The organism is Maribacter sp. MAR_2009_72 (assembly GCF_007827235.1).
Lineage (GTDB): Bacteria > Bacteroidota > Bacteroidia > Flavobacteriales > Flavobacteriaceae > Maribacter > Maribacter sedimenticola.
The window spans coordinates 1,330,923-1,344,890 of sequence record NZ_VISB01000001.1 but is presented as its reverse complement, the minus strand read 5'-3'; the positions used below and the strand labels follow the sequence as shown (position 1 = coordinate 1,344,890).

Sequence of the window (13,968 nt, the reverse complement as noted above, 5' to 3'; positions counted from 1 at the left end):
AAGTAGATTTAAAAAGAATAGGAGCGATATGGTTGTTTTCAACATGATACTCGAAACTTTTGATTTTTATGGTATGGCCGAAGATTCCAAGCCTTAAACTGTATTAAAGCAAAATTATGATAACAATTAAAGCAAAATGTCAGAATTAAATTTTAGCCCATCAATGTTAAAGCCAGCCTTAAATACATTCGTGGCATTTGTTGTATTTTTTTTAATATGTACACAAACAAATGCACAAAAATTTAAGCCGTTATTCGATGGGAAAACCCTTGAAGGATGGATTGCTGCAAAAAGTTCAGGTGAGGACGATTGGGGAAACTTTTCGGTCAATAAAAAGGAAAAGGCAATCCATGTTTATGCAGGAGAAAAAGAAGGTTCGATACAACAAACCGATTGTCTTATTACAGAATTTGAGTTTAGCCATTATGTTCTCAAGCTGGAATACAAGTGGCTCGAGAAAAGATTTGACCCGCGCACCGACTGGGATCGTGATGCAGGACTTCTTTTTCATGTCCATGGTGACCTCAAAAAGATATGGCCTTGGTCTCTCGAAATGCAAATTGGTGAATCTCTTGCCAACAAAACGGAAGACCTTCGTTTCCATACCGGAGATTTATGGGTACTTGGTAATCATCTTCGAGTGAAAACACCTCATACTAATGGCTGGTATGATTCTAATGAAATTCCCGCTGAAGGTCTACATCGTAAAACGAGGCTAGGTACCGAAAAACCAAGAGGAAAATGGAATAAAATGGAAATACGTGTATATGGATCAGAAAAAGCCACCTTCATTTTAAATGGTGAAGTTGTTCTCGAGATTTTTGATTTCGTACAAATAGCCAAAGATGGAGCAGTCAGTCCTTTAGAAAATGGGCATATCGGTCTTCAAGCTGAATTTGCAGAGTTGCTCTATCGCAAGATTCGCATCAAAGAGCTTCCGGAAAATAGTAGTGATTGACCTTTTGTAGATTAAGAATGAATTCCGAAATAATCAAACATAAAAAAGTATTAGTAAAATAAAAATCAGACAGATCAAAGAAATTCCAAATTATATACAAGCGGTGGTTGACTAATTAACGAATAGTTGAGTAATAATAAGGCCGACCATCATCGCATTCAGAAATTTGAATAAAGTTTAATACCAATTGCCTAGAGTTATGGCAAATAAATAAATTTTACATATGAGTACAAACAAGAAAGATACCAGAAGAAATTTCATTAAAAAAACTAGTACTGCGGGTTTAGGTTTGGCTTTTGGAGCGCCAAGTATTTTTGCTTATAACCCACTAACAAACTCATCTTTAAATAATTTAAATTTCGGAATCATTGGTTTCGGCGGTAAGGGAGGTCATGCCTATAGTATATGTGCCCCTCTAACACATATTAAGTTCAAGGCGGTATGTGATATAAACCCAGTCAATAGGGCAAAAGCCAAGGAAGTCATGGGTGAGAAACACGATATCCAAGTATATGAGGACTATGAGGAAATGATCGATAAGGAAAAATTGGATGCGGTAATCATAAATACACCAGATATGTGGCATGCCCGTCAATCTATACATTGTATGAAAAAAGGAGTTCATGTCTATTGTGAAAAAACCATGGCCTTTAATCAGGAGGAAGCTAAGGAAATGGTCAGGGTAATGAATGAGACGGGTATGAAACTACAAATTGGACATCAAAGAAGGTCCACTACAAATTATCTTGAAGCCTTTAAAATGGCTCATGATAGTAACCTATTTGGAAGGTTGACCAACGCCGTTGGGCAATGGAACAATTCAAGATATAGTAGAAGGGCATGGAAGAAACAAGAAATCGATGATACCAAATTGGCTAAGTATGGTTACGGCTCTTATGACGAATATGCAAATTGGCGATGTTTTAAAAGTGTAAGCAACGGTATCATTGCAGACCTGGGTGCCCATCAAATTGATATTTACAGTTGGTTTTTTAAAGCAAACCCACATCGAATTATGATTGCCGGTTCACGCGACTATTATCCGCTTTCATATACAGATCATGAAGATAATGTATTTGTAATATTTGACTATAAAACACCGCAAGGACCAGCCCGGGCATTTTACGAAGTAATTGCAAACTCTAGTGCTTTAGGTGTAACGGAAAGAATTATAGGTGATAAAGGAGCAGTTGTATTAAGTTTAAATAGTAATAAAGTAGCCCTTTACAAAGAAGATTCTGCTGACCAACAATTATGGGATAGTCTGGTATCCAATAACACATTGAAAAATATGGCGGACCAAGAAAAATTGAACCGCACCTATGTTGATGAGACAGCACCCCAGATAACTTATAAAATTAATGTGAAAGAAAAGTATAACGCATTTACGGCTCATATGTTAAACTTTACTGAGGCAATCATGGGCAATGAATCTCTTAATTGTGATGCTGCAGAAGCATATCGATGTGAATTACCTGTTTTCAAAATTGCTGAAGCCCTTAGAAAAAATGAAGCCATAGTAATTATTAACGAAAGCGAATATGTTGTTAGTTAATTTATGAAAGAAGTACATTCTTTTCGTTTTGAAGCCATGAATACTGAATTCGAGATTCGTGTACCTAAAGATTGCCTTCTATTTGATCAGGCTAAAACCCTCTCAGTAGAAGTAATCGAAAGAGTGGAGTACATAGAGGATAGGCTTAGTCGATTTATCCCATCAAGTGATATTTCGAACATCAATCATTTGGAGCCTGGAGACCATCATATTTTAGACCCCTATACTTTTGATTGCTTGAATAAGGCTATACAAGCAAATCTGTTAACCGATGGTTATTTCAGTGTTCAGGCAGGGAGATTCGATGAAGAGCTACAATTGGGGCTGGGAGCTTATTTAATGCACGAAAAGGATGAGGCGATCAGTTGTCTTGAAAAAGGACGTTCTTTCGATATGGGAGGGGTTGGTAAAGGGTATGCTTTGGATTGTTTGACTGATATTTTTGAGTATTGGGAGGTTGCGGACTATTATGTAAGTGCCGGAAATAGTACGATACTAGTAAGAAATAAATCCTTACCAAGTTGGGACCTGAAAATTTCCCGTTCCTATCACCATCAGCTTGAATTGACCAATGCTACTGTAAGTGGCTCGGGAGATCGCAAAAATACACAGCACATTAGGAGGCCGAACAACGCCAAGAGGGCAAATGAATCAATAGTGCCAACTTGGGTGCAATGTGAGTCGGCTGCATTTTCCGATGCTTTTTCAACGGCCTGTTCCCTCATGAACACAGAGCAAATTCAGAAAACAATTGACTTGGCACCCTTCAATATTATTGTATTTCAGGAACGTCAAGGCAAACTTTTAGAATATAATAAAAAGGAATTATGAAATATGTCCAAGTTATACTCTTGCTTACTCTTTTAAATACATTCCAGTTTAAGGTTTGTAGTCAGGATTTGTTCGACACTTCTCAAAAGTATCCTTTGATGGGCCATTGGATTGGCCATTGGGATAACCCTTCTATGGGATATGAAAAAATAATACCAAAATTAACTGCTGAGGTAATTCTACTGGACTCTACTAAGTATAAAATTAGAATTTTACCCGATTTGATGACCCGTGCAGAGCCTTATGCTGAATTCGAAACAATTACCCTTAACAAGGACAAAATCATTATTGATGAAAATGGATGGCAGATAAGTTTTTCAGAAGGGATATGTTCGGGGACTGCGCTCTTATACAATAAAAAAACAACCTTTAAACTCTATAAATCGCAACTTACCTCTCCCACCCTTAATTTGAAACCACCTGCAGATGCCATTATGCTATTTGATGGGAGCAACTCCCAAATGTGGCAGCACGCAGATGGTAAACCTATCACTTGGACTATTACCACGAACGGGGAGCTTGAAACACGTTCTAAATTTTGGCAATCACAAGATGGAAAGAAAAACTTAAATGGAGGCGACATTGAAACAGTCGATTCTTATTCAGTGCCACTTCAGTTCCATATGGAGTTCAGATACCCGGTTGAACCAGGTAAGTCCGGACAAGGATTAGGGAACAGCGGGCTTTTTTTTCTTCCTATAGGGGAAGTGCAAATCTTAAATAGTTTCGGAAGTAATGGGTATTGGAACGAATGTGGGGCAATATACAAAAGATTTCCTCCGATGGTAAATGCTGCCGCTCCACCACTTCAATGGCAGACGTATGACGTAGAAATACATGCGGACGAAAATTCAGACGACAAAATCTTTTTTTCATTAACTGTAAAACTCAATGGAAAATTGATTCATAACAAGCTTCTTCTGCCAAACGAAAATCCTGATGAGGGAATAAAAATCAAGTTACAGGACCATATCAATAGACTTCAATTTAGGAATATATGGGTCAAGCAACTATAATCTGAAAATTTACAATTTTTAGGATGAAAGTTAACATGCAGAGAAATAAAAACCATGAAGGTGCAGGATGAAAACAAATGAGCAAAATGATAGTTTTAAGACATCGATATAAAATAAATGCCCCAGCTACATTATCCAAAAGATATTAAGGGTAATGAAATTGTAGAAATTTAAAATGAGAATCGGTTTATAGAATCGGCTCATTGGGGCTTACCTCAATTGATTGCTATTTATTATAATATAAAATACTTTTTGATGAAAAGAATCTTATTGATATTGATTGCTATTGCACTATTGCATTCCGCCAATGCACAAGTAAAGATTAATGCCCCTAACGGTCGTGTTGCAATAATTGCGGATGGCAATTCACCAGATCCGGACGATTTGGGGGGAACGGCTATTTCAATTGCCCTTTTACGTGCCGCCGGACTGGAGGATCGTCTGGTTCATTATTCCCATAGTTGCGACCTCATTCGGGTTGATAGAATTTCAGAAGCTGCAGAACGGGAACGGCATGCTCTTATGCAAACCAGTTGTGACGTTACCGCCAGGAGATGGGGGGGGTACGAGAAATTAAAGTTTTTGGATGCGAAATGGGAACTCGAAGAAACTATCAATGATTTGCGAGATGCCATAAACGCTTCAACTGAAGACAATCCCTTATGGATAATCGAGGCCGGGGAGCCCGATATCATTGGGTTTGCTCTCGAGGCTTCAAAAAAAGAAAAGCATAAATATGTGAAATTGGTAACCCATCATCCGGCCAATGACGAGGCCGGTGATTTCTATAAATGGGAAGAAATACTTGCTTTTGGAATTGAAGAAGTTCGAATCCCCGACCAAAACGTTGATTTAAAGGTATATCTTGATAAATGGCATTGGGCAAGGGATTACACAGATCCACGTATACAATGGCTCTGGTTAGTTGGTAAAATTGCAGAAGTAGATGATGTGGTAGAATTCCAAAAAGGAAAATGGGATTGTTCAGATGCGGGCATGGTGCTTTATTGGATAACTGGTGCCAATGTGTACGGCGGCCTTAAGACCGGAACCGTGGAAGATGTGAAATCGGTGCTTTTAAATTACGTGGAGAATGATAAATGATAGTATATAATCCTATTTAAACCTCATTTAACCTAACCCTAAGTCAAGCAAATTAGAATATTTTAAAAATTATCTCAAAACCTAATATGAAAACAGAAATTTGACAGGTATGAAACTGACCTCAATATTGACTATCCTTCTTTTGGCACTTATTTCTCAGAGTCTAATTTCCCAGACAGACAAACACCGTTTGATTGTCTTGGCCGATATGGGCAACGAACCCGATGAGGAACAGCAAATGCTACATTTATTGATGTATGCAAATGAAATTGAAATTGAAGGATTAATCGCAGTAACCGGTGCTGCCCTTAATCCTTATCATCCAGATGTGTCGAAGCGAGTTACCCAACCGGAATTGTTTCATCATTTGATCGATGGTTATGAGAAGGTATTTGAGAATTTGAAAATTCATGCCGAGGGATGGCTTTCCCCAGAATATTTGAGGTCGATTGTTTTTAGGGGGCAACCTGCATATGGAATGGATGGAGTGGGGATAGGTAAAGCCTCGGAAGGATCAAAGTTTATTATTAGTGAAGTCACTAAAAATGACCCCCGACCAGTTTTTGTTGTGGTCAATGCCGGCTCCAATACCCTTGCCCAGGCTTTGTTTGACTATAGAAGAACCCACACACCTGAAGAAACTATGGAATTTGTGAAAAAGCTGCGTGTGTATGAAAATGCAGCGCAAGACAACGCCGGTGGTTGGATTAATCACGAATTCCCTGAAATTCATTGGATTAGAGGCATACATCAAACTAAGTGTTATGGTGGGCCGTTAGTAAACGAATTGGGGCCACATAATTGGAAACCATATCCGTATACACCAAAAGGGCAGGATGATTGGGCTAAAGAACATATTAGGGAAGGGCATGGGCCTCTCGGTAAATTATATCCCATTCGCGCATTTAATGAACATACTGCAGAATCACCTAGTTTTATTGAAGGAGGGGGCACCATTCCTTGGCTAATGCTAACACGGGCAGGACACACAGATCCTTCTGAAACATCTTGGGGGAGTTGGAGTGGAAGGTATTCGATTGACAAAATCAAAAATGTGCGTGCACGGTGGGGTGCCATTCAGAAATTAGAAGAACAATTTCTTCCATGGGAAGTATATACCGATACCAAGGGAAAATGGACCGATCCGGTAAGCGGAATAGAATATAACGACATACATACGCCCGTTTGGTCATGGAGGCAGGCCATGTGGAATGATTTTCAGGCCCGTATGGATTGGTGTGTAAAAAATTATGAAAATGCAAACCATCATCCGCATGCGGTCATAAACAATGATGAATCCAATGCCATAATATACCGAACTGTAAAACCAGGTGAGACTTTAAAGTTTGATGCCTCATTATCATCTGACCCGGATCAGGATGAGCTACGCTATTATTGGTGGATTTATGGAGAGGCTGGAAAGAACCCTTATGGACAAGATATACCAATTGAGAAAAACAATTCGGATATGATAAAACTAAAAGTTCCTCGAGATGCTTCGAATAAGGAAATTCATTTGATTCTAGAGGTCTGGGATAAGAGTGAAATTGTGCCTTTGGTGGATTATAGGAGGGTCATTTTAAACGTTCAATAAAATTATGGTCAATAGTAAAGTCTTAAAGTCAGTTTTAACTGCATTTTTCTTCATGGTATCGATTGGCCTTTTAGCCAATCAAACGGTATCCATATTCAGTACAAGGGATTCACCGATGATCAAGTTTGCCTTGAACGATTTCAGAGAAGTGCTTCATCTAAGAAATTACAATATTAGACAAGCCGAACATTCAAGAGCAGACTTCATATTTATAACAGAACCAGACTTGGCTAGGGATAACTTCCGAGACATTGAATATCCTCAGTTCGACTTCAAGTTAGTTTCGGAAGGATTCGTTATTACTTTGGACAATGATGGAAGGGTTTGGGTGATAGGAGCAGATGAGCCTGGACTAATGTATGGGACTCTTGAGCTGACCGAAAAGATTAAACTATTCGGATTGGATGGTATTGATGGTACAAATCAGAATCCATACATGGAGATGAGGGGAACAAAATTTAATATCCCCTTGGATGTTCGAACTCCAAGTTATTCTGATGCCGGTGATGCCGCACAAAATAATATTGATGTGATGTGGGATTTTGATTTCTGGAAGAAATACATCGACCACATGGCAAGAAATCGGTACAATTTCATTTCACTCTGGAGCTTACATCCGTTTCCTTCTATGGTCAAGGTGCCAAAGTATGAAGAAGTTGCCTTGGATGATATACACCGATCCACAACTGACTGGAAAGAAAACTACCACCTTGTCGGAGTAGATTTCGATGACCCGAAAATTGTTAACAATTATGAAATTGTAAAGAAAATTACCATTGAGAAAAAGATTGAATTCTGGCAGAATGTGATGACTTATGCAAAGAACCGTAACATTACCTTTTATGTAGTTACTTGGAATATTTTCGTGAATGGTACCGATGGGAAGTATGGAATATCAAACGATTATAGAAACGAAATAACCAAGGATTACTTTAAGCAAAGTATAAAGGCAATGTTCCAAACATACCCTGACCTTGGTGGCATAGGAATTACTGCGGGTGAAAATATGCCAAATATTCCCTTAAATGATCGGGAAACTTGGATTTATGAAACATATGGTGAAGGTCTATTGGAGGTGGCTGATGAAATGCCAGAACGTTCGTTCAAGTTTATCCATCGACAGCATCAAGCGGATACAAGGATGATTGAAAAGAAATTTGAAGCGTTGATCGAGAAACCAAACATTGACTTTATATACAGTTTCAAGTACGCCAAAGCACACGTAATGAGTGCGGTTAGGCAACCTTATCATGAAGGGTTTGTTGAGAACATCGGAGATTTGAAAACCATTTGGACTTTAAGGAATGATAGTAATTACTACTTCCGATGGGGATCACCTGATTTTGTGAGAAGTTTTATAATGAACATTCCTGAACATGTAAGCCAAGGGATGTACTATGGATCCGATGGATGGATTTGGGGCAAGGAGTTCACAACTAGGGATGCCAAAGAACCTCGACAGCTCGAGGTTGAAAAACATTGGTATCATTGGTTACTTTGGGGCCGCTTATGCTATAATCCTGATATTAAAAATCAATACTTTACGGCTTTGATTCAGGATAAATTTCCTGTAGTGAATGCCGATACGCTTTTTAGTGCATGGCAAGAGGCTTCCCTGGTTTACCCTGTTACAACGGGGTTTCATTGGGGCGATGTGGATTTTAAATGGTATATAGAAGGTTGTAGAAGTCGGGCACAAAAAACATCTCTAAATCAAACCGGGTTTCATGATGTAAACACTTTTATTGCATATCCTGTACATAAATACTCTGGAAATATCAGCATACCAGATTTTGTGCAAACCATAATCACGGATGAACCTACTGATTTAATGACCCCATTTCAGGTTTCTCAAAAACTGCATAACCATGCTGATAAAGCCCTTGGATTGATTGGGCAACTTAGTTGTCAAGATAATGACTTAGAGCTTTGCCAGACGCTTGTCGATATAAAAACAATGGCCCTTTTGGGCAAGTATTATGGTTATAAAATAGCTGGTGCTACCAATGTTGCCCTCTATAGAGAGACAAAGAACAAAACTTATCAAGAGGAAGCTGTGGTACAGCTAGAAAAGGCTTTAAGTGCTTGGGAATCCTATGTAAAAACAGCAATGAGCCAAAACATTAATCCGATATGGACTACCCGAGTGGGCTATGTCGATTGGGAAAAAACCACAGAGCAGGTAAAAAAAGATATAGATATAGCCATGAAGGATTATTAATTATTGAATGATGTTCAGAATCAACGAAATTAAATTGAAAATTAAAATGAAGGAAATAGAGTTATTGTTTTACCCAATTATTACATTTATTTTCCTCGCTTTTGTACCTACGCATGTTGCTGCTCAAGATTACATGAATTCCAATTTACCTGTTGAGGACAGGGTTGAGGATTTACTGTCAAGAATGACTGTTAAGGAGAAAGTAGCACAGCTAAATTCTGTATCCTTACGCATATCGGCTCAACTTGAAGAAGGGTTTTCTACAGAATCTCAAACTATTCACGAACAGTTAGCTAATGGTATTGGAATGGTTGAAAATACGTTAGATCACAATTTGCCTGCAGAGAGCGTAGCTGCTGTCAATAGGATTCAAAAGTATTTGAAAGAAGAAACCCGGCTTGGAATTCCTGCTATTGTTGGAAGTGAAGCCCTTCACGGACATGCTGGTAAAAACTCCACGGTCTTTCCAACACCATTGGCGATGGCCTGCTCATGGAACATGGAGTTAGTGGAGCAGGCATTCAACATTATTGGTAGAGAGGCCAGAATACGTGGTGCCAATGAAGCTCACAGTCCTGTACTGGATATTGGACGTGATCCTCGTTGGGGACGAATTGAAGAAACCTATGGTGAAGATACTTACCTAACAACTCGAATGGCGAAAGCGGCCATTGCTGGAATGCAGGGAGGAACTAATGGGAATCCCGCGAAGACACACATAATTGCTTCTCCTAAGCATTTTGCAGGATATGGTCAAGTGACTGGTGGTCGAAATTTTGCCCATACTGAAATAGACGAAAAAGTATTTATTGATGAAATACTACCTCCTTTCAAAGCGGCCATTCAGGAAAGTGGAGCACTTGGAATCATGGCTTCACATTGTGAAGTTGGTGGTGTTCCAGCTCATGGAAATAAATGGCTATTAACTGATTTGTTGAGAAATGAGTGGGGTTTCAAAGGTATAGTTGTTTCCGATTATAATGACATTAAGCGACTTGAAGAGTTTCACCACGTAGTGGCGACGGTAGAAGATGCGGCAGCATTAGCGTTGAATGCTGGAATGGATGTTGATTTGCCATCAGGTGTAGCCTATCGCAGTTTAGAAAAGGTCATTGAAAAAAAACCTTACTTGCTAAGTAATTTAGACCGAAGTGTAGGCCGAATATTAAGGTTGAAATTTATGTTGGGACTTTTTGAGAATACACATGTTGATGCTAAAATGGCCACAGAACTGTCTGGTTGTGAGGAGCATGTGAAAGTGGCCGAACAACTTGCAACCGAGTCGATCACTCTTCTTAAGAACAGGAATAACCTGTTACCGCTCAATGAAAAAAAGCTTAAAACGATTGCCGTTATAGGCCCTAATGCCAAATCACACGAACTAGGTGTATATGCTGTTCCTAACGATAATACTGTCTCCATATTGGAAGGTTTAAAGGAGCGGGTTGGTAATAGGGTTAATATAATTTATGAAGAAGGATGCAAAATAGCACGTTTTTCTAAGAATGGTCAAGAAGATATTTTTACAGAATATTCGTTATTGGAGGAAAATGAGTCAATTGAAAAGGCTGTGAATGCAGCCAAAGCTTCAGATGTAGCTATTGTATGTATTGGAGGAACAGTACAGGAAAGTAAAGAAGCTGCTTATGCTGTTGGTATCAAAGGCGATCGCGCTACACTGGATTTACTGGGTAATCAGAAAGAATTGGTCATGCGCATAGCCGCTACAGGTAAGCCTATTATTATAGTTTTAATGGGAGGCAAACCCTATGCTATACCTGAAATTGTTCAAAAAACCGATGCCATGCTGAGCACTTTTTATTTAGGGCAAACCAATGGTTCAGCCGTATCTCGAGTACTATTCGGTGAGGATAATCCAAGTGGTAAGTTGGCGATAAGCTTTCCGGCATCAGTGGGACAAATACCTATTCATTATTCTCAGAAAGCGAATGGCTTCTACAAAGATTATGTTGACCTAGATACTCAACCCGTATTTGCCTTTGGTCATGGTTTGTCATACACTAATTTCACATATAGCGACTTGAAAATTGCTAAAGAAAGCTTTGAAATAAACGAAGAGGTGACATTTCGATTAAGGGTTAAGAATACAGGCGAAATAGCTGGGGCTGAGGTTGTTCAAGTGTACTTTAGGGATATGGTGGCGTCGGTAACCCGTCCGAACAAGCTGCTTGTTCGATTTAAGAAGCTTTGGCTGGAACCGGGAGAAGAAAAAACCGTTCTTTTTACGTTAAAGCCTACTAAAGACCTGTCCTTTACAGGTATTGACATGGAAAAAACTTGTGAGCCTGGTGAGTTCAAGCTAATGATAGGTGGAGCATCCAATGATATACAGTTGGAGGGTAATTTTTGGTTGAAGTAGAGAATGGATAAGGTCGGTACATTGTCCGTAAAATAGAATGTATGCGTGTGTGGAAAGTTAATACTTTACTCACATTGTAATGCTATTAAACAGTACTGCTTCTATTCAACTTATTAGTTTAATTAGGTGACGAAGAATAAAAAATCATATTTAAAATCAACGGAAATGAAAGATATACCATATTAAGGTACGTCCTTTTTTTACTGTTACTGTTTTTTATTTCTATAAGTTTTCCAATCGGGTTACAATATCAGGTTAGGTATAACCACCTAGAAGATAGAAACATTTAGGTCTAAATGCTATGGCACTACGAAGTCGGCAATACCTTTAAACTTCCGTCGGAGGGTGGTGTAAAATAGCCGTTTAGATCGGGAGAGCACAGGGCAGTGGCCGATACCCGGTACCATTTTCTGGATGGCGAATGGAATAGCAGCGAAATCGTTGTCATGGAGAGTAAATACGCTATACATAAATTCAATGGTCAAATTGTCAATTTGGCAACAGACTTGGGAAGTGCAGAAGGACCAATTGCTTTGGAAGCGGAAACTGGAGAAATTTTATGGAGAAATATAGAAATCAAGGAATATGAAGAACCGGTTCCGATGGAGCAGTTTCTTAAGGAATAAACAAAAAAATACGATTAATTATGGGCGATAAAAAAAGTAACAATTGCTTTTGGGATTTTATGGTATGTTTTGGTGTGGTAACACTTCTCATATGTTGTGTTAGACCAAACAAAATGGTTGGTAGTTCAGACCCCAAGAAAGAGAACACATTCTATCAATATAATATCTGGTGGGGTTTTGTGAATAAGGTGTTCGAAGGGGACCTCACTGTTAAAGAACTTAAGACCAAAGGGGATATAGGACTGGGCTCTTATTCCAATCTTGATGGTGAGCTTGTCATGTTGGATGGGGTACCTTATCGTATCAGGGAAGATGGAGTTGTGGATGTACCTTTGGATGATGAATCGATTGTCTATGTTGATGCCGCTTTTTTTGAACCTGAAGATTCTTTTAAGGTACAATCGACCAATTTCGATTCGCTTATTGTTAAAATAAACTCCCAACTACCTAGTCTTAACCAATTTTATTCCTTTAAGGTGAAAGGGAACTTTAGTTATATGAAGTGTGGAGGCCTTCACAGGCAAGAAAAACCTTTTGAAAAAGGTTTGGATGAGCTTATTCCCCAACGTCCGGTTTTCGAAAGAGTGAATGTTAAAGGAACAATGGTGGGTTTTTATTGTCCTGAGTTTATCGGCAATATTAATGTAGCGGGCTATCATTTTCATTTTATTTCTGATGACAAAACTTTTGGAGGCCATGTCATGGAATTCAATACAAACGAACTCGATATCGAGTACGACCCACTTTTGGAGTATCATTTTACCCTGCCCGACTCCGAAGATTTTTTGAATCTGTCCTTAGAAAAGGAATTTCAGTATCAAAAGAAATAAGTCATAATCAGAATAAAATTGAAAATGAAATAAAACATTAACACTATGAAATGCGTAAAATTAGTGCACTTCGTGATTACTTTAATTATAGGTAGCAATTATCTGTCATCACAAACCAACTCGATTATTGCTGATAAGGTCATCTTTGCAGAAAAAAATGGAATAGTAGCTATTGAAGCAGAGCATTTTTACAAACAATCTTTGCATGAGAAACGGCAATGGGTAATTTTCAGTAAGAGAGCATGGCCCAACTTTGGAAGGGATGATGATGCTCCACATTGCATGGGAGCCAGTGGTAATGCATACCTGGAATTGCTCCCTGACACCAGGGTCACACATGGAGATAAGTTGATAGACCAAGAAAATTTTTCTAATGTTGCGGGCAAGATGGCGATACTCCATTACAAGGTGAATTTTGAAAATGTTGGCCGGTACTACGTTTGGGTAAGGGCCTACAGTACAGGTTCTGAAGACAATGGTATTCATGTTGGTTTGGATGGCGAATGGCCAGAAACTGGTCAGAGAATTCAATGGTGCGAGGGTAAAAATTCATGGAAATGGAGTAGTAAGCAACGTACCAAAGAGGTTCATTGTGGAATCCCCATGGCGGTATACTTAGATATTAAAAACCCAGGGGTACATGAGGTGACGTTTAGCATGCGCGAGGATGGTTTTGAAATGGATAAGTTTATACTAACAACGGACAAAGAATATATTCCAAAGGGGATAGGGCCTAAAAGTGTTGTTTCAAAAGGAAATCTTCCAAAACCATTTCCAAAAGTGAAGGTAGATCTGGCCAAAGGCCGTGAAAGTAAGCACTGATTTAACTGTGTCGTTAAACTATTGATTTTCA

Annotated in this window: 11 protein-coding genes; all 11 read left to right on the top strand. The window is 38.9% G+C overall.

The window, feature by feature from the left end:
* Nucleotides 1-136: 136 nt before the first annotated feature.
* The gene (locus JM81_RS05620) at nt 137-958 is read left to right on the top strand and encodes a DUF1080 domain-containing protein (RefSeq protein WP_144801260.1); all 822 of its coding nucleotides are present in this window, start codon (nt 137-139) and stop codon (nt 956-958) included.
* A gap of 223 nt (nt 959-1,181) precedes the next feature.
* Complete coding sequence (locus JM81_RS05615; protein WP_144801258.1) at nt 1,182-2,513, top strand: Gfo/Idh/MocA family oxidoreductase; 1,332 nt, start codon at nt 1,182-1,184, stop codon at nt 2,511-2,513.
* Between the two features lie 36 nt (nt 2,514-2,549).
* Nucleotides 2,550-3,344 (top strand): FAD:protein FMN transferase, encoded by a 795-nt coding sequence (locus JM81_RS05610; protein WP_186435536.1) that lies wholly within the window; start codon nt 2,550-2,552, stop codon nt 3,342-3,344.
* Nucleotides 3,341-4,360, top strand: coding sequence for a DUF1080 domain-containing protein (locus tag JM81_RS05605; protein WP_144801254.1), 1,020 nt, complete (start codon nt 3,341-3,343; stop codon nt 4,358-4,360). Before JM81_RS05610 ends, JM81_RS05605 begins: the two co-directional genes overlap by 4 nt.
* A 255-nt stretch (nt 4,361-4,615) precedes the next feature.
* Nucleotides 4,616-5,464: a hypothetical protein gene (locus JM81_RS05600; RefSeq protein WP_186435535.1), complete on the top strand. Its 849-nt coding sequence runs from the start codon at nt 4,616-4,618 to the stop codon at nt 5,462-5,464.
* A gap of 109 nt (nt 5,465-5,573) precedes the next feature.
* Nucleotides 5,574-7,058, top strand: a complete 1,485-nt coding sequence (locus tag JM81_RS05595) for a nucleoside hydrolase-like domain-containing protein (protein WP_144801252.1) — start codon at nt 5,574-5,576, stop codon at nt 7,056-7,058.
* Nucleotides 7,059-7,062: 4 nt separating this feature from the next.
* Complete coding sequence (locus JM81_RS05590; protein WP_222430294.1) at nt 7,063-9,279, top strand: hypothetical protein; 2,217 nt, start codon at nt 7,063-7,065, stop codon at nt 9,277-9,279.
* Between the two features lie 46 nt (nt 9,280-9,325).
* The gene (locus JM81_RS05585) at nt 9,326-11,659 is read left to right on the top strand and encodes a glycoside hydrolase family 3 N-terminal domain-containing protein (RefSeq protein ID WP_186435534.1); all 2,334 of its coding nucleotides are present in this window, start codon (nt 9,326-9,328) and stop codon (nt 11,657-11,659) included.
* A gap of 386 nt (nt 11,660-12,045) precedes the next feature.
* Nucleotides 12,046-12,285, top strand: a complete 240-nt coding sequence (locus tag JM81_RS05580; RefSeq protein WP_144801248.1) for a family 16 glycoside hydrolase — start codon at nt 12,046-12,048, stop codon at nt 12,283-12,285.
* Nucleotides 12,286-12,305: 20 nt separating this feature from the next.
* Nucleotides 12,306-13,115, top strand: coding sequence for an acetolactate decarboxylase (gene budA, locus JM81_RS05575; RefSeq protein WP_144801246.1), 810 nt, complete (start codon nt 12,306-12,308; stop codon nt 13,113-13,115).
* A gap of 45 nt (nt 13,116-13,160) precedes the next feature.
* Nucleotides 13,161-13,937, top strand: coding sequence for a hypothetical protein (locus JM81_RS05570; protein ID WP_186435533.1), 777 nt, complete (start codon nt 13,161-13,163; stop codon nt 13,935-13,937).
* Nucleotides 13,938-13,968: the final 31 nt, after the last annotated feature.

Coding starts and splice junctions, on each gene's coding strand:
- JM81_RS05620 (WP_144801260.1), top strand. CDS start 137: ATGTCAGAATTAAATTTTAGCCCATCAATGTTAAAGCCAGCCTTAAAT.
- JM81_RS05615 (WP_144801258.1), top strand. CDS start 1,182: ATGAGTACAAACAAGAAAGATACCAGAAGAAATTTCATTAAAAAAACT.
- JM81_RS05610 (WP_186435536.1), top strand. CDS start 2,550: ATGAATACTGAATTCGAGATTCGTGTACCTAAAGATTGCCTTCTATTT.
- JM81_RS05605 (WP_144801254.1), top strand. CDS start 3,341: ATGAAATATGTCCAAGTTATACTCTTGCTTACTCTTTTAAATACATTC.
- JM81_RS05600 (WP_186435535.1), top strand. CDS start 4,616: ATGAAAAGAATCTTATTGATATTGATTGCTATTGCACTATTGCATTCC.
- JM81_RS05595 (WP_144801252.1), top strand. CDS start 5,574: ATGAAACTGACCTCAATATTGACTATCCTTCTTTTGGCACTTATTTCT.
- JM81_RS05590 (WP_222430294.1), top strand. CDS start 7,063: ATGGTCAATAGTAAAGTCTTAAAGTCAGTTTTAACTGCATTTTTCTTC.
- JM81_RS05585 (WP_186435534.1), top strand. CDS start 9,326: ATGAAGGAAATAGAGTTATTGTTTTACCCAATTATTACATTTATTTTC.
- budA (WP_144801246.1), top strand. CDS start 12,306: ATGGGCGATAAAAAAAGTAACAATTGCTTTTGGGATTTTATGGTATGT.
- JM81_RS05570 (WP_186435533.1), top strand. CDS start 13,161: ATGAAATGCGTAAAATTAGTGCACTTCGTGATTACTTTAATTATAGGT.